This is a genomic window from Actinoplanes sandaracinus (assembly GCF_030009775.1).
Taxonomy (GTDB): Bacteria; Actinomycetota; Actinomycetes; order Mycobacteriales; family Micromonosporaceae; genus Actinoplanes; species Actinoplanes sandaracinus.
The window spans coordinates 1-22555 of sequence record NZ_JASCTH010000043.1; the positions used below are offsets into that span (position 1 = coordinate 1).

Genomic DNA, 22555 nt, shown 5'->3' on the forward strand with positions numbered 1-22555 from the left:
CGCACCGAAGCCGCCACCACCACCCAGGCCCCCGACACCCGGCACCAACCGGCCGGCACCCTCGCACACCACCCCGCCAAGACCGCCAAGACCCTGCCCGCCCATGTCACACGAGCAGCCTGACGGGAACGGCCCCGCCCGCGTCCCGGCCACATACCTTCGGTATCGAGAACAGGCCCGGGCCGGTCAGCGAGGCAGTTCCTTGGCGATCACCTTCGCCAGCTCACGGAACGCCTTGCCGCGGTGGCTGATGGCGTCCTTCTCCGTGGGGCTGAGCTCGGCGTTCGTGCGGTCCTGGCCGTCACCGACGAAGATCGGGTCGTAACCGAAGCCGCCCTCACCGCGCCGGCTGCGCAGCAGCCGGCCGGTCTGGCGGCCCTCCACCAGGTGCTCGCGCCCGTTCGGCAGCACCAGCGCCGCCGCGCAGACGAAGGCCCCGCCGCGCTGCTCGTCGGCCACGTCGGAGATCTGGGCCAGCACCAGGTCGAGGTTGGCCTGGTCGTCGCCGTGCTTACCGGACCAGCGGGCGCTGAAGACACCGGGCATCCCGTTGAGCGCGTTCACCGCGATGCCCGAGTCGTCGGCGACCGTGGCCAGACCGGTGCGCTTGGCGCCCTCACGGGCCTTGATCAGCGCGTTCTCGCCGAAGGTCAGGCCGGTCTCGGGCACGTCCGGATAGTCGGGGAAGTCGCCGAGGCCGACCAGCTCGATCTGGGCGCGGCCGAGCGCGGCGTCGAGGATGCGCTGGAGCTCGGCCAGCTTCTTCTTGTTGCCGGTGGCGAGGAGCAGTCGCGCGCTCACGCGGCCAGAGCCTTCTGCTGCGCGGCGGCCAGCTCGGAACAGCCGAGCACGCCGAGGTCGAGCATGGCGTCCAGTTGTGCCCTGCGGAACACGCCGTTCTCCCCCGTCCCCTGCACCTCGACGAAGTCGCCCTCACCGGTGCAGACGATGTTCATGTCGACTCCGGCGGCGACGTCCTCTTCATAGTTCAGATCCAGGCGCGCCTCGCCGTCGAACATGCCGACGCTGACCGCCTGGATCGAGGTGTGCAGCACCTTGTCCACCTTGCCGGCCAGGGCCTTGCGCCCGGCCAGCCAGGTGACCGCGTCATGCAGGGCCACGTAGGCGCCGGTGATCGCCGCTGTGCGGGTGCCGCCGTCGGCCTGGAGCACGTCACAGTCGAGGACGATCGAGTTCTCGCCGAGCGCTTTCAGGTCGATGCAGGCGCGCAGGCTGCGGCCGATCAGGCGGGAGATCTCCTGGGTCCGCCCGCCGACCTTGCCCTTGACGCTCTCCCGGTCGCCGCGGGTGTTCGTGGCACGCGGGAGCATCGCGTACTCCGCGGTGACCCAGCCGAGGCCGGACCCCTTACGCCACCGGGGGACCCCCTCGGTGACGCTCGCGGTGCACAGCACCCGGGTGTTGCCGAACTCCACCAGCACCGAGCCTTCGGGGTGGATACTCCAGTGCCGGGTCAGAGTCACCGGTCGAAGCTGGTCGGCCGTACGGCCGTCGGGACGCGCCATGACCCAACCCTATGCGTAGCGGGCGGCGCCGGCTTCGTCCGCCCCGGCCTCACGGCCCGGCACGTTCACCCGGCGAGGCGCGGGGACCCCCTCGAGGTACGCCGGGAAGGGCACCGCCGGCCGGAGGAGCGCCGACGCGGACACCGCCCCGAGCGCCGGAAGCGCCCGGTGCGACCGCAGGAAACCCTCGACCGATTTCGCCCATCCGTATCTCTCGGCCTGAGCACGGGCCGCCCCACGGCGCTCCACCCGTGGCCGCTCCATCAGCCGGCTGACCGCCTCGGCGAAGGCCTCGGCCGTCCCGGGCACCGACACCCCGCCGTCGCCGACCACCTCGGGCAGGGCGCTCTGCTCGTTCACCACCACGGGCGTGCCGCAGGCCATCGCCTCCAGCGTGGCCAGACCGAACGTCTCGATCGGACCGGGCGACAGCACCACGTCGGCGCTCGCCAGCAGCGAGGCGACGGCCTGGCGTTCGGAGATGTGCCCGGCGAAGCGGACCGGGAGCCGGGCCGCGCGGTACGCCAGCGCGGTCCGCCGCGTCCCGTCCCCGGCCATCACCAGCACCGCCGGCACCTTGCCGTTACGCAGCGACGCCACCGTGTCCACGGCCAGCTCGGGCCGCTTGGCGGCGGAGAGCCGGCTGCAGTAGACCATCAACAGCTCGTCCGACCGGGCGTACCGGGACCGCACCGCGCCGTCCATCTTGCTGGGATGGAAGAGTTCAAGGTCGACACCGAGCGGCACCTCCACCAGGTTCGGCACGCTCAGGCGGCGGAACTCGGCGGCGGCGTACGCCGTGGTGCAGACGATCGTGTCGAACGCCTCGGCGGTACGCCGGTTGAGCAGGTCGGCCATGGCGTCACGTTTCGGCATGCCCCACACCCCGAGCAGGCCGGCCAGGCTCTCGTGGGACACCATCATCGACCGGACGCCACGCCTGCGGGCCCAGTCGCCCGTCCAGCGCAGCGTGGTGCGGTCGGAGACCTCGATCCGGTCCGGCTCCAGGCTGTCCAGCAGCCTGGACAGCTCACGCCGGCCGGCGAGCACGCGATAACCGCCGGTCCGCGGCAACGGGGCACTGGGCAGAGTGATGACCCGGCCCTGCTTGGTCATCTTGTCCGAGTGGTGACGACCGGGAACGATCAGAACCGCCTCGTGCCCGGCGGCCTCATAGCCGAGGCCCAGCTCACGCAGAGCCGTCCGCAGGCCACCGGTGTGTGCCGTGACGAAGTTGGCCAGGCGAACGATGCGCATGCAACAGCTCCAAGGTCACGACACGTAGTGCGGCGATACTGAGCCGATGTTGCCCCCCGGACCGGCTCAGAGATCGTAACTGGCGCCGGGACGGACGACTTCGACCGGTCCGGCATAGGCTGCGGTGGCAGCTTCCACAATAGAGGCCTCACTGGCCCATGCCGGTACGAGATGGGTCAACAGGAGCTTTCGCACATCGGCCTTGGTCGCCGCTTCACCGGCTTCACCGCCGGTCAGGTGCAGGTCAGGCGGGTTGACCAGACCGTCCTGGTAACTCGCCTCACACAGGAAGAGGTCAGCGCCCGCGGCCAGTCGCAGCAACGACTCGCACGGCGCGGTGTCCGACGAGTACGCCAGCACCCGGCCGTTGTGCTCCAGGCGCACGCCGTACGTCTCGACGGGGTGGTTGACCCGGTCGACGGTGACGGTCAGCGGGCCGATCGGGAACGTGCCCGGTTGCAGACCGTAGAAGGTGTAGACATCGTCGACCGGCTCGCCCTCGGTGCTGTAGGCGGCGGCGATCCGCTCGGCCGCGCCCAGCGGGGCGTAGATCGGCAGCGCCGGCAGCGGCCCGGCCGGGTCGTACCGGCGCACCACCACATAGGTGCACGCGTCCAGCATGTGATCGCAGTGCAGGTGGGTGAGCAGGATCGCGTCGATGCGACGCATGTCCGAGTACCGCTGCAACGCCGACAGCGACCCGGAACCGAAGTCGATCAGGAGCCGGAACCCCTCAGCCTCCACGAGGTAGGCCGAACACGCCGACTCGGGGCCGGGAAAGCTGCCGGCACAACCGAGAACGGTTAGTCGCATCCGGATCCCTCTGGTTCACACTCGGTGGGCGTTTTCCACGCCGTCCCCATCCCGACCGACCGGTCCGTGCCGGACTTGTCTGACCAGTCAATCACGGTGCGAAGCGTACGCCGCGACCACTGCCTGGCGTTAACAACTGATCGATTTGTCGCTAAATCGACAACGCACGTCACAGCGTTGATGACCTGGCTCATCACCTTTGCACCGTCACGTCCGGTGATCCACCGGCGTTGCTCAGTGTGAATGCTCCGAAGATCATCAAACGGAGGCGATGTGACCGCGCTCGAGCATGCCCGTACCACCCGCATCGTGGCCCCGGCGGCGATGCCGTGGACGGAGGAACCAGCCGTCTTCCGCTTTCCCGCCCCCGACGACCCGGCGCCCGGCGCCGCACGGATGTTCGCCGTCGCCGTTTACGGCACCGGGCTCGGGCTCTGCGGTGTGGGCGTCGGCCTCTACGCCGTCGTGGCGGTCTTCGGCGGAGCGCCGATGTGGTACCTACCGGCGCTCGCGGTACTCACCATGCTGAGCGTGGCGCCGGTGGTGGCCGCGGTTCTCGCCATCCACCAGCGCACACTGCCCTGGCTGTTGCTGCTGGCCGCGGCCCCACCGATGGTCGCCGACATCCTGGTGGCGCTGTCTTACTGAGCCGTCACCGTCGAGCGGTCAGGCCCACAACTGGCCTTCGAGAGCCTCTTCCGCATCGTTCAGCGTGCCGCCGTAGGCGCCGGTCGACAGGTATCTCCAGCCACCGTCGGCGATCACGAACGCCACATCGGCCCGCTTGCCGGCCTTGACCGCCTCGTGCGCCACGGCCAGCGCCGCGTGCAGGATCGCCCCGCTGGAGAAACCGGCGAAGATGCCCTCCACCTCGACCAGCTGACGAGTCCGCAACACGGCGTCGCGGGTACCGACCGAGAAACGGCGGTCCAGCACCGTGGCGTCGTACAGCTCGGGCACGTAGCCCTCGTCGATGTTGCGCAAGCCGTACACCAGCTCGCCGTAACGCGGCTCGGCCGCGACGATCTGGATGCCCTCGACCTTCTCCTTGAGGAACCGCCCGGTGCCCATGAGCGTGCCGGTGGTGCCCAGCCCCGCCACGAAGTGCGTGATCGTGGGCAGGTCGTGCAGCAGTTCGGGACCGGTGGTCTCGAAGTGCGCGCGGGCGTTCGCCGGATTGCCGTACTGGAACAGCATCTTCCAGTCGGGGTGTTCGGCGGCGATCTGCTTGGCGGTCGCGACGGCCTGGTTCGAGCCGCCCGCGGCCGGTGAGTGGATGATCTCGGCGCCGTACATCCGGAGCATCTGGATCCGCTCGGCGGAGACGTTCTCGGGCATCACGCAGACCAGCCGGTAACCCCGCAGTTTGGCCACCATGGCCAGGGCGATGCCGGTGTTTCCGCTGGTCGGCTCCAGAATGGTGTCGCCCGGGCGCAGATGCCCGGACTCCTCGGCCGCGCGCACCATGAAGAGTGCGGCACGGTCCTTGATGCTGCCGGTCGGGTTGCGGTCCTCCAGCTTGGCCCAGAGCCGCACCGGCGGCGCCCCGTCGGGCACCGCCGGGGAGAGGCGGGGCAGGCCGACGAGCGGCGTGCCCCCGCAGGCGTCCAGCAGGCTCTCGTAACGAGCCATGTCGGCAGCCCCCTGTTACTTACCCAGAAGGGCGGCGGCCGCGGCGAAGCCGAGCGCGCCACCGGCAACGGCCGGGAGGATGGTGACCGAGTCGCCGTCCTTCACCTTCGCGTCGAGCGCGCCGAGGAAGCGGACGTCCTCGTCGTTGACGTAGATGTTCACGAACCGGTGCAGGCCGCCCTCAGGCGTGATGAGCCGGCCCTTGAGGCCGTTGTGCTTGGCGTCCAGGTCGTCGATCAGCTCGATGAGCGTGTCGCCGGCACCCTCGACGATCTTGGAACCGCCGGTGTAGCTGCGCAGGATGGTGGGGACGCGAACTTCGATGGCCATGGCTGTATTTCTCCTAGAGAAGTCGAACGTGAACGGGCGGGATCGGTCGATCGGTCGCGTTACCGGCAGCGACACTCATAGAAGACCGACGCCGGGCTCTGCCCGAACATGTACGACTGCACAGCTGCGGAAATCACGCCTTCACCGTCGCATCCACGATGTTGACCTCTTCCTCGGTCACCACGCCGTCCACGATACGGAACGAGCGGATCTCCTCGGAGTCCGGCTCGCGGGTCGAGACGAGCAGGTAGTGCGCGTTCGGCTCGCCGGCGAAGGAGATGTCCGTCCGGGACGGGTAGGCCTCCGTCGCGGTGTGCGAGTGGTAGATGACCACCGGCTCCTCGTCGAGATCGTCCATCTCGCGCCACACCCGCAGGTGCTCCATCGAGTCGAACTCGTAGAAGGTCATCGAACGCGCGGCATTGTCCATCGGGATGTGCCGGGTGGGCACGTCACTGCCGATCGGGCCGGCGACGACGCCGCAGGCCTCGTCGGGGTGGTCCCGGCGGGCGTGAGCGACGATCGCGTCGACGATCGCACGGTCGATGGTCAGCACGGGGTTCACATTACCGTGGCATTTCCGCACCCGGCTGGTGGCGGTGCACACACCTGTGACGGTTACTTGATCTCCGGCAGCGCGTTCAGGAGGGATTCCTGCAGGTAGCCGAGGTACGCGTAGACCGAGAGCTGGAACACCCGGCTCGAACCGGCGTCCTCCAGCACGGCCTGGTCCAACTCGTCGCCCAGATCCGTCTCGGCGTGGATCTCCAGCCTGGTGCCCATCGCCAGCCGGGCGTCGTTGATCGCCCGAAGCCAGGCGTCGGCGGCCTCGCCGTCGAGCCGGACCTCCCCCTCGCCCTCGTCGGGCAGGGCCGCGAGGATCGCACCGGCCTGGTCGATCTTGCTGGTCTTGAGATCGCCCTCGGTGTAGAGGCGGAACTCCTGCGAGTCCTCCGGCCGGTCCGGATAGATGTCCGGGAAAAGGCGGGAGACCACCGGATCGGTGTGGTCCATCCCTTCGGTCAGCAGACCGACCACCTCGGCGGCCACCTTACGCAGGACCCGAACCTCGTCGTGCGCGAACGTGGCAACACAGTGTCCACCGCTGCGTCGGAACATCTTTTTTCCCCACCCGATTGCCGAATTGCCGGGACTCCTCGACGGTCAACCCCGGTCGACCGTGGCCCAGAGACCGTATCCGTGCAGTTGATTAGCGTCCATCTCCATGCGCTCCCGCGCGCCGATGGAGACCACCGCCTTGCCTTTCGTGTGTACATCCATCATCAGTTTCTCGGCCTTTTCCTTGCTGTAGCCGAAGAGTTTCTGGAAGACCCAGGTCACATACGACATGAGGTTGACCGGGTCGTCCCAGACGATGGTCACCCACGGCCGATCCTCGGCCGGTACTTCCTGAATCTCCGGCGTCTCGACGGGAGCAACCTGAGGCAACGCCATGCCCACCATGGTGCCACCGGATTCGGCGAACCGGTGAACCAGCCATCGAACCGCAGGTCAGCGGCCGCGTCGAGCCCCACGGCGGACAGGTGGGCCATGGGCGCAATAGGGTGGGGACGTGGAGACCATCGCGCCGGCTCTGATGACGGACCAGTACGAGCTGACCATGATCAGCGCCGCGCTCCGGGACGGCACCGCCGACCGGAACTGCGTCTTCGAGGTGTTCGCCCGGAGGCTGCCCACCGGACGACGCTACGGGGTGGTGGCCGGCACCGGCCGCCTGATCGAGCTGATCCGCGACTTCCGGTTCGAACCCGGCGAGATCGACTTCCTGCGGTCGGCCGGAATCATCGACGAGGACACCGCGAACTGGCTGGCGACCTACCGCTTCGGCGGCGACATCGAGGGCTACACCGAGGGTGAGCTGTTCTTTCCCGGCTCGCCGATCCTGACCGTGTCCGGCAAGTTCGCCGAGTGCGTGGTGCTGGAGACGCTGATCCTCTCGGTCTTCAACCACGACTGCGCGATCGCGGCCGCCGCGGCCCGCATGGTCACCGCGGCCCGCGGGCGCCCCATCATCGAGATGGGCTCGCGGCGCACCCACGAGCACGCGGCGGTCGCCGCCGCCCGGGCCGCCTACCTGGCCGGGTTCGCCTCGACGTCGAACCTCGCGGCCGGCCGGGCCTACGGCATCCCGACCACCGGCACCTCGGCACACGCGTTCACGCTGCTGCACGACGACGAGCCGACCGCCTTCGGGTCGCAGGTGGCGGCGCTGGGCAAGAACACCACGCTGCTCGTCGACACGTACGACATCAGCCAGGGCATCCGCAACGCGATCGCCGTCGCCGGGCCGGACCTGCGCGCCATCCGCATCGACTCGGGTGACCTGTCGGTGCTGGCGCAGCACTCCCGGGAGCTGCTGGACTCGCTCGGCGCCACCGAGACGAAGATCATCGTCTCGGGCGACATGGACGAGTACTCGATCGCCACCCTCGCGGCCGAGCCCGTCGACATGTACGGCGCCGGCACCGCCGTGGTCACCGGCTCCGGCGCGCCCACCGCCAACCTGGTCTACAAGCTGGTCGAGGTCGAGGGCCGCCCGGTGGTCAAGCGCTCCGAGAACAAGGCCACCGTCGGCGGACGCAAGACCGCGATCCGCCGGCACAAGCCCACCGGCACCGCCATCGAGGAGATCATCTACTCCCAGGGGGTGCCCGACCACCAGCCCAACGACCGGCTGCTGCAACGCACCTACGTCGCCGCCGGTGAGGTGCTGGAGACCCCCGGCCTGCCCGAGGCACGTGAGCACCTGCGGCAGGCCCTGATCTCCATCCCGTGGGAGGGCCTCAAGCTCTCCGCCGGCGATCCCGCCATCCCGGTCGTCATCGTTCCCACCGTCTAGGGGGTTCCCATGTCACGCGCGCTGGTCATCGTGGACGTGCAGAACGACTTCTGCGAGGGCGGCTCACTGCCGGTCGGCGGCGGCGCTGCCGTCGCCAAGGGCATCTCGCTGGTGCTCGACAAAGCCGGCGACCGCTGGGAGCACGTGGTCGCCACCAAGGACTACCACGTCGACCCCGGCTCGCACTTCAGCGACCACCCCGACTTCGTCGACACTTGGCCGGCGCACTGCGTCGCCGGTTCCACCGGCTCCGACTTCCACCCCGAACTGGCCACCGGCCGCATCGAGGCGGTCTTCCACAAGGGCGCGCACAAGGCCGCGTACTCCGGCTTCGAAGGCCACACCGAGTCCGGGGAAACCCTCGCCGGGTGGCTGCGGGCCAAGGGAGTCACTGAGGTCGAGGTCGTGGGCATCGCGACAGACCATTGCGTACGCGCGACCGCGCTCGACGCCGCCGCCGAGGGCTTCGCCACCACCGTGCTGCTGGAACTCACCGCCGGCGTGGCCCGGGCCAGCACCGATGCCGCCCTCGAACAGTTCCGCGCCGCCTCCGTGGCGATGACCGGGAAGCCCGTCGTTGACGCCTGAGATCCGGCCCGTCACCGAGTCCGACTGGCCCGCCGTGTGGGAGATCATCCAGCAGGTGATCGAGGACGGGCAGACGTTTCCGTACGACCCGGCGATGACAGCCGCCACCGCCCACGACATGTGGATGGAGCGGCCACCCGGCCTGACGGTCGTCGCCGTCACGGACGGCCGGGTCGTCGGCACCGCCAAGATGGGCGCCAACCGCCCCGGGCCCGGCGCGCACGTGTCCACCGCCAGCTTCATGGTCGCCGCCACCGCCCGCGGCCACGGTGTGGGCACCGCACTGTGCCGGTTCGCCGTCGACTGGGCGCAACAGCGCGGGTACGCGAGCATGCAGTTCAACGCCGTGGTCGAGACCAATGAGGCGGCGGTTTCGCTCTACGAGCGCGAAGGGTTCCGGGTGATCGGCACGGTTCCCCGATCCTTCGACCATCCGGTCCACGGCCGGGTCGGCCTCCACGTCATGTACCAGGAGTTCGACACCCCAGCCTGACGCCCCACCTCTCCCACCAGAAACCCCACACCCCCTCTGGCGCCCCCACGTCACTGACCAGGAGCGTCGCCACCCGGCCTGACGCTTCCACACGTCACCCACCGGGAGCCTCGAGAACCCGGCCTGCCGCTTCCACGGCACGCACCAGGAAACCGCGCCAACCCGGGCTTGCTTCCTACCCAGCAGTTCCGGCCCTCGGGGATCCCGACCTCCTTCCCCACGGTTCCCGCCCTCGAGGACCCCGACTCCGTTCACCACGGCTCCCGCCCTCGAGGACCTCGCCCCTCGCGACAGCCACCGCATCACCCGGCATCCCGCACCGCTGGCGACGTCGCCCAACAAGGCTGTGGAGCACCGACCGCGGCTGCCCTGTCTCCCGAGCGAACCAAGGACGTGCCGCTTCTCTAGCCACCACAGCCACCGTCAATCCGACGGTCGCCCCAGCAGTGATCTTGATGCACCGACCACCGATTCAGGTGGCCACCGCACCAAGGTCGCCGCGTCTTTCGTTTGGAAATTCCAGGTCATACAACACTTCGGTGGACGTGACCGTCGCCGCACCGGTGGCGAGTACTTCGAGATCGCGACTGTCAGGCCTCGATTCGAATCCGGCAAGCCGCTTCCGATGTGCCGGCAAACCCACGCGTGCCGGCAGACCCACGCGTGTCGGCAGCCGCCGAGAGGCGCTCGGGTAGCCGCGAAACGTCAGGGGCCCGCAGTCCAGCCAAGGTTTGCCCGACACCGTCACGCGGTCCAGCCAAGCCCTGCGGCGGCCCGCCGAAGGCTTCCATAGTTGGCCACGGCCATCCGGCGGCTATCCCAGCCAGATCTTGATGCGCCGACCACCGATTCAGGTGGTCACCGCACCAAGGTCGCTGCACCGGGGCGAGAGCTTCACGACCGCGACTGACGGACCGCGATATGAATCCGGCAGGCCACTTCCGAGGTGTCGGCCGCCCAACGCGGGTCGGGCACCCGCCGCGAGGCGCTGGGAGGCGTCAGGTGAGCCAGCCAAACGGCTTGCCAGGCCCGTCACGCGGTCCGGCCGAACCGCGACCCAGCCCGACACCGAGCCTTACCGAGGTCCGTCACCGAGCCCTACCGGGATCCGGCACCGAGCCCTACCGAGGCCCGGCACCGAGCCCTACCGGGGTCCGCCGTCGAGCCCTACCGAACGCCGCCGCCGAGCCGAATCCCGCCGCCGAGCCCCTGCCTGTACCCGACACCGGACCCTGCCGCCGAGCCCACGAGGCCCGCCGGAGTCGGCCGCAACCCGTGCGACGGCCATCCCAGCCGGAATCTTGATGCGCCAACCACCGATTCAGGTGGCCACCGCACCAAGATCATCGAATGGGTGGGGAGCGCTTCAAGATTGACGCGGGGCGGAGCGCGATATGAGACCAGCAAGCTGCTCCCGAGGGCCGCCCGCACGACACAAGTCGGCACCCGCTGAGATCCTCCGGTCGCTACGGGAGGCGTAAGGTGATCCGGCCCAGACGCAGCCACACCTCGTCACGCAGTCTCACCAAGGCGCAGCCCCACCCTGTCACGCACTCCGCCCAAGGCGCGGCCCCACCCCGTCACGCACTCCGCCCAAGGCGCGGCCCCACCCCGTCACGCACTCCGCCCAAGACGCGGCCCCACCCCGTCACGCACTCCGCCCAAGACGCGGCCCCACCCCGTCACGCAGCCCACCCAAGACGCGACCCCACCCCGTCACACGATCCGGCCGGGGCCCGCCGCGAGGCCCGAGGCTAGCTAGAAGCCCTCAGACGCAACCGCAACCGACACGACGGTTGCCCCAGTCACGATCTTGGTGCGACGACCACCGTTTCAGGTGGCCACCGCACCAAGATCGCTGAAACGGCTGGGGAGCGCTCAAGATCGCGACGGCGGACAGCGGTGTGGATCGACAGGCCGCTCTCGGGCCGACCGCACAGTACGGTCGGGACCGCCGGGCCCAGCAGGTGATCCTGGACATGGCTTGCCGGGCCCGTCACGGTGAACCGGCCAAGGCCTGCCGTAACCCGCCAGGGAGTGTCCGTCCCCGGGCGCACGGCGGCAGCCAGTCCGACCTCCGCTGGCTGGTCATGAGTGCGGTCCCGAGCGGATCGAGGCAGCACTCACGGCCGGCCGGCATAGCCGCCACGATCCACCGAGTTCGGGTGCTTCCCGTGGCCGCGGCCGCTCACGCCGATTGTTGATCTGCTGGCCGTGCGATTTCGCGGTCAAAACGGACGTGAGACAGCGCTTCCGCACGGCCAGCAGATCAACTCACCCGAGAAGCCATTGGACGCGCGGTTGCCGGCCGTTCACGCCGTTTCCGAGCGATTCCCACCGCCAAAGCGACGCCCCGCCAACAACTGCCGGAGCCCGCCGAGGTGATTCGGCTAAGAACTACCGAAGTTCGTCAGGTGACTTGGCGGAGTCCGCCGCGGGAGCCGAGGCGGCGGCGACCGAGGTGACAGCGGGGCCCAAGGTGGCAGGGGTGGCGGGGGTCTCAGAGGGGGCCGGAGTGGAGTCGCTGGCGGGGGTGGCGTGCGTGGAACCGCTGACCGAAGCAGCAGGCGCGGAACGGCCGGCCGAAGCAGCAGGCGCGGAACCGCTGACCGAAGCAGCAGACGCGGAACCGCTGACCGAAGCAGCAGACGCGGAACCGCTGACCGAAGCAGCAGACGCGGAACCGCTGACCGAAGCAGCCGGAGTCGAACGGCTGGCAGGGGCCGCCGAAGGCGACGGGGTGGACGGGGGTGGGGTGGCGCGGCGATGGCGCAGTTCGACGGGCAGGACCAGCAGGGCGACCAGGACGCCGACCGAGCCCACCGCGACGAAGCCCCACGCCGGGCCCCCATGGTCGATGGCCAGGCCGGCGAGCGGGGCGCCGCAGGCGATGCCGACTGTCAGGGCCGAGTTGTGCATGCCCATGGCCTCGCCGCGAGCGCTGGCGGGGATCATCCGGCTGATGGCGTCGGAGCTTGCGGTGATGGTGGGGGCGCAGAGGGAGCCGGCCGGGATCAGCAGCAGGGCCAGCAACGCCCAGTGGCTGTGACCCAGGCCGACGGGGATGGTGAGCAGCGCCATCGGCGCGAAGAGGGCCAGCGCGGGCAGGCCGCCGCGCCGGTTCATGCCGTAGACGAAGCCGCCGAGGAGGGAGAAGAAGGCCCAGAGTGCCAGGACCAGGCCGGCCCACTCGAGCTGGCCGGAGTCACGCAGCACCGCCACCACGGCGACGTCGGTGCCGGCGAGGACCAGGGTGGCGGCCATCGTGACGGCCAGGACGGCGACGAACCGGGGCTTGAGCCAGCTGCGCCGGGGCACCCGCTCACCGCTGGAGACGGGGGCCTCGTGGGCGGCCCGGACCGGTGGGTCGAGCAGCCACAGGCCGACCCCGGCGAGCAGGATGCCGACCGCCAGGGTGAGCATGGCGGCGCGGGAACCGGCGGTCGTGGCGATCAGCACGCCGAGGGCGGGGCCCGCCATGAACGACAGCTCGGTGGTCATCGAGTCGAGGGCGAAGGCGGGCAACCGGTGCGACTCGGGGGTGAGGGCGGCGATCGCCTGCCGGGCCACGGAGAAGGCGGGCAGGGCCAGGAACCCGCCGACCGCGGCGACCGGAAGCAGAGCCCAGTACGGCAACGCCTGCGCCACCACCCAGTAGATCACCTCGGCGACCGTGGTCAGGACGAGGACCGGCCGCAGCCCCAGCCGGTCGACGAGCCGGCCCATTACCGGCGCCCCGAATGAGCCGCCGATCGTCGTGGCCGCACCGACCAGGCCGGCCGCGCCGTAGGACAGGTGAAGCCCTTCGACGACGTGCAGCGTGAGCACCACGGTGGCAGCTGCGATCGGCACGCGGGCGAGCGTGGCGACCACCAGCAGTGACGTGATCTTCGGCAGGGCGAGTGTTTCGCGGTAAGGCGTGAGTGACATGTTGGATCCTGACCTCCACCACACATCCTGCCGTGGGGGTATGACACGACGCCAACCGGTTACGAGCCCCGACGCCTCCCCCGCGCCGACCCTGTGACGAGCGCCGCATCACACCGCCGGCTGGTGGCCAGTGCTGACCGGAGAATTGGCCGTCACCGCAGCTCAGGCCTTGATCAATGACGTCTCGTCACCGTGCCACCGGGGTGATTTCCCTGCATGGGACGGCTATCACAGGAAACGCCGATGACCGTTCAGCGCGGGAGCCAGCGGGCGCACCTCAACGGACATCACCGGACACTGACGACCACCTACACGGCCAACCCACCGCCGCACCACGACTCGCCGTCACAGCGAAGGCGCCGGGCTGCGGAGAACCAACGGCCGCACCACTACCGGATGTCACACCACACGCGCCCGGCCGCGCGGAGAACCAACGGCCGCACCACTACCGGATGTCACACCACACGCGCCCGGCCGCGCGGAGAACCAACCGACCCACCACGACCAGGGGTCACACCAGACGCACACGATCGGCGGCGCGGGGATGCAGCCGCCGCGCTGGGATGCGGAACGGCCCGCACTCCGGAGAGTGCGGGCCGTTCTGTTGTCCTGCGAGGCGATCAGCGATCGCGGTCGGCAGCCACGTCTTCCCTGTACGTGGCGCCGCCGTCCGACTCCGAGGAGAGCGGCCGGGCGCCGCCTTCCGGCGGGCCGGCGATCGTCTGGCCGGCCGCCAGCTCGGGGAACTTCACGTCGAAGGCGGGCCGCTCGGAGCGGATCCGCGGCATCCGGTCGAAGTTGCGCAGCGGCGGCGGGCTGCTGGTCGCCCACTCCAGCGAGTTGCCGTGGCCCCACGGGTCGTCGGCCGTGACGACCTTGCCGACCTTGTAGGACTTCCACACGTTGTAGATGAACGGCAGCGTCGACAGGCCGAGGATGAACGAGCCGATCGTGGAGAACGTGTTCAGGAAGGTGAACCCGTCGGCCGGCAGGTAGTCGGCGTAGCGGCGGGGCATGCCCTGGGTGCCGAGCCAGTGCTGCACCAGGAACGTGCCGTGGAAGCCGATCATCGTGAGCCAGAAGTGGACTCGCGCCAGCTTCTCGTCGAGCATCCGGCCGAACATCTTCGGGAACCAGAAGTAGATGCCGGAGAACACCGCGAACACGATCGTGCCGAAGAGCACGTAGTGGAAGTGGGCGATCACGAAGTACGAGTCGGAGACGTGGAAGTCGATCGGCGGCGAGGCGAGCAGCACGCCGGAGAGACCACCGAACAGGAACGTCACCATGAAGCCGACCGCGAAGAGCATCGGCGACTCGAAGCTGATCTGACCGCGCCACATGGTGCCGATCCAGACGAAGAACTTCATGCCGGTCGGGACCGCGATCAGGAAGCTCAGGAAGCTGAAGAACGGCAGCAGCACCTGGCCGGTGGCGAACATGTGGTGCGCCCACACGCTCATCGACAGCGCGCCGATCAGCAGGGTCGCCGCGACCAGGCCCTTGTAGCCGAAGAGCGGCTTGCGGCTGAAGACCGGGATGACCTCGGTGATGATGCCGAAGAACGGCAGCGCGATGATGTAGACCTCAGGGTGGCCGAAGAACCAGAAGAGGTGCTGCCACAGCATCGGCCCGCCGGTCTCCACGTCGAAGACGTGGGCCCCGAGGACGCGGTCGGCGGCGAGAGCGAAGAGCGCGGCCGCCAGGAACGGGAAGACCATGACCGCGAGCAGCGCGGTGACCAGCATGTTCCAGGTCATGATCGGCATCCGGAACATGGTCATGCCCGGGGCCCGCAGGGTCAGGATCGTGGTGATCAGGTTGACCGAGCCGAGGATCGTGCCCAGGCCGGAGATGGCCAGGCCGACCACCCACATGTTCCCGCCGACGCCCGGCGAGTGCAGCGAGTTGCTCAGCGGCGTGTAGGCGAACCAGCCGAAGTCAGCCGCGCCACCCGGAGTGGCGAACCCGCCGATGGTGATCAGGCCACCGAACAGGTAGAGCCAGTAGGCGAAAGCGTTGAGCCGCGGGAACGACACGTCCGGCGCGCCGATCTGGATCGGCACGACGTAGTTGCCGAACGCGAACACGATCGGCGTCGCGAAGAACAGCAGCATGATCGTGCCGTGCATGGTGAAGAGCTGATTGAACTGCTCCGGTGACAGCATCTGCATGCCCGGCCGGGCCAGCTCGGCGCGCATCAGGAGGGCCATCAGGCCACCCAGCAGGAAGAACACGAAGGCCGTGATCATGTACATGATCCCGATCTGCTTCGCGTCCGTCGTGCGCAGGATCCGAGCAAACGCCGAACCCTTGACCTGCCGTCGCACCGGGTATGGTCGGGTCGCGATCGGCGACGGCGCAACGGTCGTCACGAATTGCCTCCGTTGTCTCGTTCGTCCCTCTCGGGTTCCCCCGAAGATCGGGCGTACCTCGGTGGCAGAATAGTCCCCCACCGACGTTCGGCCGTCGCGGGGTGACCAAACGTCAGACCGGAGTCACCAGCGCCCGATAGTGATCGGTGAAGATGCGGAGCCCTCGACGGCGCAGCATCGGGTCCCTGAGGGACGGCGGAACGTCGCGGGCGCGGTCGCGCTCCCTGGTCCGCTCGCGCACTTCGGCGCACCGCGGGCGGCGCCGCTGTTCATACGCCCGAAGGGCCGCCGGGATGTCACCGGCCGCCGACCGCAGCTCCTGACCGAGAACGTAACCGTCCTCGAAGGACATGGCGGCGCCCTGCGCGAGGGTCGGCGCGGTGGCGTGCGCGGCGTCGCCGACCAGCACGACCGGGCCTTTCGACCAGGCCGGCAGCACGACCTCGTCGGTCCGGGCGACCTGCACTTTCTCGATCTTGTCGAGGATGGCCGGAACGGGGCCGCCGAACGCCCCGAAGAGGTCCCGCAGCCTCTCGATCGGGTCCTCGGGGCTGGGGCTGTCCGGCGCCGTCTCGTCGGCGTAGCAGTACAGCCTGCGGCCACCCATCGGCATGACGACGAAGGACGACCGCCGGCCGAGCACCGCCGTCCAGTCGGTGAGCGGAGGACCACCGGTGACGACCGAGCGGTAGACGATCTGCCCGGTCGGCACGGCCGGGCCACCCAGCCCGACCTTGTCACGGATCAGGGAGCGCCGCCCGTCAGCGCCGATGACCAGGTCATATTCGGCGATGCCGCCGGTGGAGAACTCGACCTTGGCGGCGCCGTCGACGATCTGCACGTCGCGCACCTCGGTCTCGAAGCGCACCTCGCCGCCCACGCCGGTGAGCAGGACCTGCTGGAGGTCGGCGCGGGACAGGGCGCGGGACTCCCCGACGCCGGCCCAGAGCCCTGCCGCGTCCATCTCGAACAGCTCGCGGCCGCGGGTGTCGAGGAACACCTGCCGGAAGATCAGATCGCCCAGTGGGCGCAGCGGGACATCGAGGCCCAGCAGCCGCAGGGCGCGCGACGCGTTGCCGGGCAGATGGATGCCGGCGCCGGGAACGACGGTGGCGGGCAGCGCCTCCACGACCTCCGGCCGGAAACCGGCGATGCGCAGCCCCCGGGCCGCAGCCAGGCCGGCGATGCCGGCGCCCACGACGAGGATGCGCAAGCTCATCACACCAACGCTTTCTTATCGATGGATACGCGCCGGAGCCAGAAGACTACCCCCCGCCACTGGCCGGGGGAACACCCACGATCAGCGCGAGGTCCGATTTGTACGCCACCGTCTCCGGTGCCGCCCGCTCCGCGGAGAGCGCTGTCGCGAAGGCACGCCCGGCCCGGGCCAGGGCGACGGCCCGGCGGCGGCGGTAGAAGCGGTGCAGGGAACGCGGCGCCGCCCCGAAGACGGTGGAAGTGACCATGACGACAGCCAACCACCGGGGTACGACACTTTCGGCTGACCATCTAATTACATCGGTGTATTTCCCGCCGGCGCCGGGCAGACAATCCAGGTATGACCGACCGCCTCGACGAGTACCGGCGCAAGCGGGACGCCCGCCGGACCCCGGAGCCGGTGCCCGTCCCACGACAGACAGACCGGCGGCAGCCGGGCCGGCGGCAGGCGGAAGAAGAAGGACAGCACCGCTTCGTCATCCAGCAGCATCACGCCCGCAGCCTGCACTGGGACGTCCGCCTGGAACGGGACGGCGTGCTGGTCTCCTTCGCGGTGCCGCGCGGCCTGCCCCGGCAGCAGGCCCGCAACAACCTGGCGAAGCACACCGAGGATCACCCGCTGGAGTACCTGGACTTCGCCGGTGACATCCCGGCCGGCGAGTACGGCGGCGGCCGGATGACCATCTTCGACCGGGGGACGTACGAGGCCGACAAGTGGCGCGACGACGAGATCGGCGTCACCTTCCACGGCGAGCGGACCAACGGGCGGTACGTCTTCTTCCAGACCGGTGGCCGGGACTGGATGGTCCGCCGGATGGATCCGGCCGAGCCGGGCTGGGAGCCGATGCCGGACGCGGTGGCGCCGATGCTCGCGACCGGAGCCGCGGCGCTCCCGCCGGACGACGCCGACTGGGGGTACGAGATGAGCTGGGGCGGGCGCCGCGTCCTCGCGTACGTCTCAGGCGGAAGAGTGCGGCTCGCGGACGGTGACGGCACCGACGTGACCTCGTGGTATCCGGAGATCCGGCCGCTCGGCCCGGCGCTCGCGCCGGTCGAGGCCGTGCTCGACGGTGAGGTCGTCGCCTTCGCCGGCCCCCGCCCGGATCCGGGCCTGCTGGCCCGGCGCGGCGCGCCGAAGGACTCCGCCGCGGCACGGCGGGCCGCGGAACGGACGCCGGTGCAGTTCCTGGTGTACGACCTGCTGTGGCTGGAGGGGCACTCGACGGTGGAGTTGGTCCGTTACGCCGAGCGCCGCGAGCTGCTGGAGGGTCTGTCACTGTCCGGGCCGAACTGGCAGACGCCACCGTTCTTCCCCGGCGGCGGGGAGTTCGCGTGGGAGGCGGCGCGCGCCCAGGGCCTGCCGGGGATCGTCGCGAAACGCCTGGACTCGCCCTATCTGCTGGGCCGCCGGAGCCGGCTGTGGCAGACCGTCGAGGTGTGACGGGAACCGGCTGCCACACCCGCGCCACCTCGAAGGCGAACTCCCCGCCGGCCGGTCGGCCCCGGCTCACACCGGGGCCGCCGGGAAGGCCCGGCTTAGAAGATCACGACCGAGCGGAGTACGTCACCGGCGTGCATCCGCCCGAAGGCCTGCTCGACCCCGTCCAGGGTGATCTCCTCGGTCACGAACGCGTCCAGGTCGAGCCGACCCTGCTTGTAGAGCTCGGTGAGCATCGGGAAGTCCCGGCTGGGCAGGCAGTCGCCGTACCAGCTGGATTTCAGCGCCCCGCCGCGGCCGAAGACGTCGAGCAGCGGCAGTTCCAGGGTCATCTCGGGGGTGGGCACCCCGACCAGCACCACGGTGCCGGCCAGGTCGCGGGCGTAGAAGGCCTGCCGGTAGGTCTCCGGCCGGCCCACCGCCTCGATGACCACGTCGGCCCCGTTGCCGCCGGTCAGCGCGCGGACCGCCTCGACCACGTCGGCCTCGCGGGCGTTGATCGTGTGGGTCGCGCCGAAGCCGCGCGCCCACTCCAGTTTCCGGTCGTCGGTGTCGACCGCGATGATCGTGGTGGCGCCGGCCAGGGCCGCTCCGGCCACCGCGCCGTCGCCGACACCGCCGCAGCCGATCACCGCGACCGAGTCGCCGCGGGTCACGCCGCCGGTGTTGATCGCCGCGCCGATGCCGGCCATCACCCCGCAGCCGAGCAGGCCGACCGCCGCGGCCCGGGCTGAGGGGTCGACCTTCGTGCACTGCCCGGCGTGGACCAGCGTCTTCTCCACGAAGGCGCCGATACCGAGGGCCGGGGACAACTCGGTGCCGTCCTCCAGCGTCATCTTCTGGGCGGCGTTGTGGGTGGCGAAGCAGTACCACGGCTTTCCGCGCAGGCAGGCCCGGCAGTTTCCGCAGACGGCCCGCCAGTTGAGCACCACGAAATCGCCGGGCGCCACGTCGGTGACGCCGTCGCCGACGGCCTCGACGACACCGGCCGCCTCATGGCCGAGCAGGAACGGGAACTCGTCGTTGATCCCGCCCTCGCGGTAGTGCAGGTCGGTGTGGCAGACCCCGCAGGCCTGCACCTTCACCACCGCCTCGCCCGGCCCCGGATCGGGCACCACGATGGTGGCCACCTCGACCGGCTTGCCCTTCTCCCGGGCGATCACGCCCCGCACCCGCTGGCTCATCCGCACGCACCTCTCACCGTCGTCTCGTCCGATGAGGACAACCCTGCCACCGATCAGCGCGGAACGGGGCGGGAACGGACCTCCAATGGTGTCTCCAGCAGCGCCTCGGCCACCTTGGTCAACTGCCGGACCTGTGCCGTGCTCAGCCGGTCGAAGATGAGTTGCTGGACGGCCTCGGCGTGGCCGGGCGCCGCCTCTTCGACCTTGTCCCAGCCGGCGTCGGTGAGCACGGCGATCTGGACCCGGCCGTCGTCGGCGTCTCGTTCCCGGCGCACCCAGCCCTTCTCCTCCAGCCGGGCCACCACGTGGGAGAGCCGGGACAGCGACGCGCTGGCCCGTTTGGCCAGCTTGCTCATGGCCAGGCGGCGGTCCGGGCGCTCGGAGAGGGTCATCAGGACCAGGTAGCCCATGTGGGTCAGGCCGGAGTCCCGCTGGAGCTGAGCCTCGAGCGCGGCGGGAATCCGGACGAGCACCTCGACCACGTGCCGCCATGCGTTCTGCTGCTCATCGGTCAACCACCGAGGCTCGTCCATCCTGGCAGGTTAGTGGCGATCGACGGCTACGGTGGTGACCGGACAGCGAGATCCAGCCAAGGCGTTACGGATGGCCCATCGATTCGATCGACTTCCGTGAACCTCGGCGGGTAGGCTGTGCGGGGACTTTAACCCCGACACGGCGCCGGAACCGGCTGGCTGGGGGGCCTCGGCCGGTTCCGGCGTCGTGTACCTAGACGGGTTCTCTACTTGCTGGGTGGCTCGTCCTTGCCCGCTTCCTCGAGAGCGTCCGCCTCTTCCTTGGTCTTGTGCACGGCGCCGTCGGCGTGCTCCGGCGGGCCGTAAACGGTGTAGAGGACCAGCGGGTTCGGGCCCTCGTTGAGGAAGTTGTGCGTCCGTCCGGCGGGCACGACCACCAGATCACCCTGCGCGACCTTGCGGGTCTGGCCGGAGACGACGGCCTTGCCGACTCCGCTGACGAAGGTCAGGATCTGATCCACCTCGTGAACCTCTTCGCCGATCTCGCCGCCCGGCGGGATCGTCATGATCACGAGCTGGGTGTGCTTGCCGGTCCACAGCACTCGCCGGAAATCGGGGTTCGTCTCCGCGACGGTGGCAATCGTGAAGTGCTCCATGCAGGGACGGTACCCAGGTCAGAGGCTTCGCAACCCGCCCGGCAGCACCGGCGCCGGACGACCGATCAGATAGCCCTGCACGTAGTCGACGCCCAGCTCACGCAGCATCCGCAGGGTCGCCTCGTCCTGCACGAACTCGGCCACCGTGTGGATGCCGTACGCCTGGCAGACCTGCACGAGCGCCCGCACCAGCACCTGGTCCTGCGGGTTGTCGACGAGATCGACCACGTACTCCCCGTCGATCTTGACGAGGTCGATCGGGAAGAGCCGCAGGTACCGGAAGGACGCGTACCCGGAGCCGAAGTCGTCGAGGGCCAGGCCGCAGCCGAGGTCGCGGACCCGGTCGGCGAAGCGCCGGGCCTCGCTGAGGTTGCCGATCAGCGCCGTCTCGGTGATCTCGAAGGTGAGCTGCGCCGGGTCCACCCGGTAACGCTCCAGCAGCTTCTCGACCTCGGTGGTGAGGCGCGGGTCACCGACCGAGCGGCCGGAGAGGTTGACCTGAAGGCAGAGCCCGGGCTGCTCGGCGGCGAGCCGCATGGCCCGCTCCACCACCCAGAGGTCGATGTCGAAGATCGCGTCCAGCCGCTCCGCGGTGTCCAGCACCTGGATCGGCGACTGCGGCCCGTCGGTCTCGTCGAGCACCCGCAGCAGCAGCTCGTGCCGGGTCACCTTGTTGCTCTGCAACTCCAGGATCGGCTGTGAGTAGAGGGTGAACCGATCGGTGCCGAGCGCGTCCGCGACCCGGGTGCGGTAGGAGCCCTGCCGGTCGCGGACCGGGACGGGGTGGGCGACCAGGGTGATCGGGCGGTCCGCGTCGCGGGACTGCCGCCACGCCTGCTCGGCGTCGATCAGCAGGCCGTGGCTGCCGGCCTCGGCGTCGCGCTCGAACCGGACCAGGCCACCCCAGCAGCAGGCGTGTTCGCGCAGCGCCGCCACCAACTCGCGGGCCTGGTCCCGGGCCGCGCGCCAGGTGGTGCGGGCGAAGAGCACGGCGATCTCGTTCGGTCCGACCCGGCCGAGCAGGTGCTCCGGGCGGACGCTCTCCTCCACCACCCGGGCCACGCGGTGCAGCAGGTCGGCGTTGTGCTCGGGTCGTACCCCCTCGGCGGTTTCTTCGGCCTGGACCCGGACCAGCAGCAGGGCGCCGCCCGCGCCGCGCAGCGCGCGGTCGATCTCGTCGGCGAACCGGGCCCGGATCAGCAGGCCGGTCGCCGGGTCCGGCTCCACCAGGGACGCCTGGACGGTCTCGCCGCGGCGGGTGAGGCGGGCGGACTCGCGGCGGGCCCGCTCGCGGGCCGAGACGTCGCGGACCGTGCCGCGGATGCCGCGAACCGCGCCGTCCGGGCCGGCCATCGGTTCCAGGGTGCAGTCGGCGTCGAACCAGCCGCCGTCGGCACGCATCAGCCGGACCGTGATGTGCACGGTCGTCCGGCTGGCCCAGGCCTCGGTGATGGCGCCGAGCGCCTTGGCGTGGTCGTCGCGGTGCACGTGGCGGGCGAGGATCTGCCGGGTCACCCCCTTCTCGGCGGGGGCGCGGCCGACCATGGCGGAGAATCCGGGCGACCAGACGATCTGATCACCGGCGGCGGTGTACGTGAACCAGGCGGCCCGGTCGTCGGCCGGCTGCCGTGGCTCCGGAAGGGTGTGCGGCGACACGGAAGTCAGGCGCTCCCGTTCTTCGGGCACCGTCATAGACCGCCACCTCCCCCCTCGCGCACGGCTGCTTCCCTCGCCACCAAGACCCCTCACCTATTACGACCCGTCACGGGGCTGTAGTAACAG

At 70.0% G+C, this 22555-nt stretch carries 20 protein-coding genes and 2 pseudogenes; 5 read left to right on the forward strand and 17 right to left on the reverse strand.

Annotated elements, in window-relative coordinates; translation table 11 throughout:
* Positions 1–186: 186 nt before the first annotated feature.
* The 4 genes from rdgB to QLQ12_RS42510 form a co-directional block, all read right to left on the reverse strand.
* The gene (gene rdgB / locus QLQ12_RS42495) at positions 187–801 is read right to left on the reverse strand and encodes an RdgB/HAM1 family non-canonical purine NTP pyrophosphatase (protein ID WP_282766742.1); all 615 of its coding nucleotides are present in this window, start codon (positions 799–801) and stop codon (positions 187–189) included.
* Positions 798–1526 (reverse strand): ribonuclease PH, encoded by a 729-nt coding sequence (rph, locus tag QLQ12_RS42500; RefSeq protein ID WP_282766743.1) that lies wholly within the window; start codon positions 1524–1526, stop codon positions 798–800. Before rph ends, rdgB begins: the two co-directional genes overlap by 4 nt.
* A 9-nt stretch (positions 1527–1535) precedes the next feature.
* Complete coding sequence (locus tag QLQ12_RS42505) at positions 1536–2783, reverse strand: glycosyltransferase (protein WP_282766744.1); 1248 nt, start codon at positions 2781–2783, stop codon at positions 1536–1538.
* A gap of 66 nt (positions 2784–2849) precedes the next feature.
* The gene (locus tag QLQ12_RS42510; protein ID WP_282766745.1) at positions 2850–3596 is read right to left on the reverse strand and encodes an MBL fold metallo-hydrolase; all 747 of its coding nucleotides are present in this window, start codon (positions 3594–3596) and stop codon (positions 2850–2852) included.
* Between the two features lie 273 nt (positions 3597–3869).
* Between QLQ12_RS42510 and QLQ12_RS42515 the strand changes: the two genes are divergently transcribed.
* Entirely contained in the window at positions 3870–4244 is a 375-nt protein-coding gene (locus QLQ12_RS42515; protein WP_282766746.1) for a hypothetical protein, read from the forward strand.
* A gap of 18 nt (positions 4245–4262) precedes the next feature.
* Here the strand turns inward: QLQ12_RS42515 and QLQ12_RS42520 are convergent, their stop codons facing one another.
* The 5 genes and pseudogenes from QLQ12_RS42520 to clpS form a co-directional block, all read right to left on the reverse strand.
* Positions 4263–5228, reverse strand: a complete 966-nt coding sequence (locus QLQ12_RS42520; protein ID WP_282766747.1) for a PLP-dependent cysteine synthase family protein — start codon at positions 5226–5228, stop codon at positions 4263–4265.
* Positions 5229–5243: 15 nt separating this feature from the next.
* A complete protein-coding gene (locus tag QLQ12_RS42525; protein ID WP_282766748.1) occupies positions 5244–5558 on the reverse strand; it encodes a MoaD/ThiS family protein in 315 nt (104 codons plus the stop codon).
* Positions 5559–5617: 59 nt separating this feature from the next.
* Positions 5618–6114: pseudogene (locus QLQ12_RS42530) on the reverse strand (Mov34/MPN/PAD-1 family protein).
* Between the two features lie 62 nt (positions 6115–6176).
* Positions 6177–6677 (reverse strand): DUF2017 domain-containing protein, encoded by a 501-nt coding sequence (locus QLQ12_RS42535; protein ID WP_282766750.1) that lies wholly within the window; start codon positions 6675–6677, stop codon positions 6177–6179.
* A 45-nt stretch (positions 6678–6722) separates the two neighbouring features.
* A complete protein-coding gene (gene clpS, locus QLQ12_RS42540) occupies positions 6723–7013 on the reverse strand; it encodes an ATP-dependent Clp protease adapter ClpS (protein WP_282766751.1) in 291 nt (96 codons plus the stop codon).
* Between the two features lie 118 nt (positions 7014–7131).
* Here clpS and QLQ12_RS42545 point away from each other — a divergent pair, with 118 nt between their 5' ends.
* From QLQ12_RS42545 to QLQ12_RS42555, 3 genes are read left to right on the forward strand one after another with little or no spacing between them, the layout of a single operon-like run.
* The gene (locus tag QLQ12_RS42545; protein ID WP_282766752.1) at positions 7132–8418 is read left to right on the forward strand and encodes a nicotinate phosphoribosyltransferase; all 1287 of its coding nucleotides are present in this window, start codon (positions 7132–7134) and stop codon (positions 8416–8418) included.
* Between the two features lie 9 nt (positions 8419–8427).
* The gene (locus tag QLQ12_RS42550) at positions 8428–9006 is read left to right on the forward strand and encodes an isochorismatase family protein (RefSeq protein ID WP_282766753.1); all 579 of its coding nucleotides are present in this window, start codon (positions 8428–8430) and stop codon (positions 9004–9006) included.
* Positions 8996–9499 carry a GNAT family N-acetyltransferase gene (locus QLQ12_RS42555; protein WP_282766754.1) on the forward strand — a complete coding sequence of 168 codons (504 nt, stop codon included), beginning with the start codon at positions 8996–8998 and terminating at the stop codon, positions 9497–9499. The genes QLQ12_RS42550 and QLQ12_RS42555 overlap by 11 nt, the downstream gene beginning before the upstream one ends.
* A 2712-nt stretch (positions 9500–12211) precedes the next feature.
* On the opposite strand, the pseudogene QLQ12_RS42560 reads toward QLQ12_RS42555, so the two are convergent.
* The 4 genes and pseudogenes from QLQ12_RS42560 to QLQ12_RS42575 all read right to left on the reverse strand — a co-directional run.
* Positions 12212–13429, reverse strand: a pseudogene (locus tag QLQ12_RS42560) (MFS transporter); the annotation flags it as partial.
* Between the two features lie 620 nt (positions 13430–14049).
* Positions 14050–15804 carry an aa3-type cytochrome oxidase subunit I gene (ctaD, locus tag QLQ12_RS42565; RefSeq protein WP_282766755.1) on the reverse strand — a complete coding sequence of 585 codons (1755 nt, stop codon included), beginning with the start codon at positions 15802–15804 and terminating at the stop codon, positions 14050–14052.
* A gap of 112 nt (positions 15805–15916) precedes the next feature.
* Entirely contained in the window at positions 15917–17023 is a 1107-nt protein-coding gene (locus QLQ12_RS42570) for an FAD-dependent monooxygenase (RefSeq protein ID WP_282766756.1), read from the reverse strand.
* 46 nt (positions 17024–17069) lie between these two features.
* Positions 17070–17270, reverse strand: coding sequence for a hypothetical protein (locus QLQ12_RS42575; protein WP_282766757.1), 201 nt, complete (start codon positions 17268–17270; stop codon positions 17070–17072).
* 92 nt (positions 17271–17362) lie between these two features.
* Between QLQ12_RS42575 and QLQ12_RS42580 the strand changes: the two genes are divergently transcribed.
* Positions 17363–18463, forward strand: a complete 1101-nt coding sequence (locus tag QLQ12_RS42580) for a DNA polymerase ligase N-terminal domain-containing protein (protein ID WP_282766758.1) — start codon at positions 17363–17365, stop codon at positions 18461–18463.
* A gap of 95 nt (positions 18464–18558) precedes the next feature.
* On the opposite strand, the gene QLQ12_RS42585 is transcribed toward QLQ12_RS42580, so the two are convergent.
* From QLQ12_RS42585 to QLQ12_RS42600, 4 genes are all read right to left on the reverse strand, one after another.
* The gene (locus QLQ12_RS42585; RefSeq protein WP_282766759.1) at positions 18559–19644 is read right to left on the reverse strand and encodes an S-(hydroxymethyl)mycothiol dehydrogenase; all 1086 of its coding nucleotides are present in this window, start codon (positions 19642–19644) and stop codon (positions 18559–18561) included.
* Between the two features lie 53 nt (positions 19645–19697).
* Complete coding sequence (locus QLQ12_RS42590; protein ID WP_282766760.1) at positions 19698–20177, reverse strand: MarR family winged helix-turn-helix transcriptional regulator; 480 nt, start codon at positions 20175–20177, stop codon at positions 19698–19700.
* A 206-nt stretch (positions 20178–20383) separates the two neighbouring features.
* Positions 20384–20773: a cupin domain-containing protein gene (locus tag QLQ12_RS42595; RefSeq protein WP_282766761.1), complete on the reverse strand. Its 390-nt coding sequence runs from the start codon at positions 20771–20773 to the stop codon at positions 20384–20386.
* Positions 20774–20791: 18 nt separating this feature from the next.
* Entirely contained in the window at positions 20792–22465 is a 1674-nt protein-coding gene (locus tag QLQ12_RS42600; protein WP_282766762.1) for an EAL domain-containing protein, read from the reverse strand.
* Positions 22466–22555: the final 90 nt, after the last annotated feature.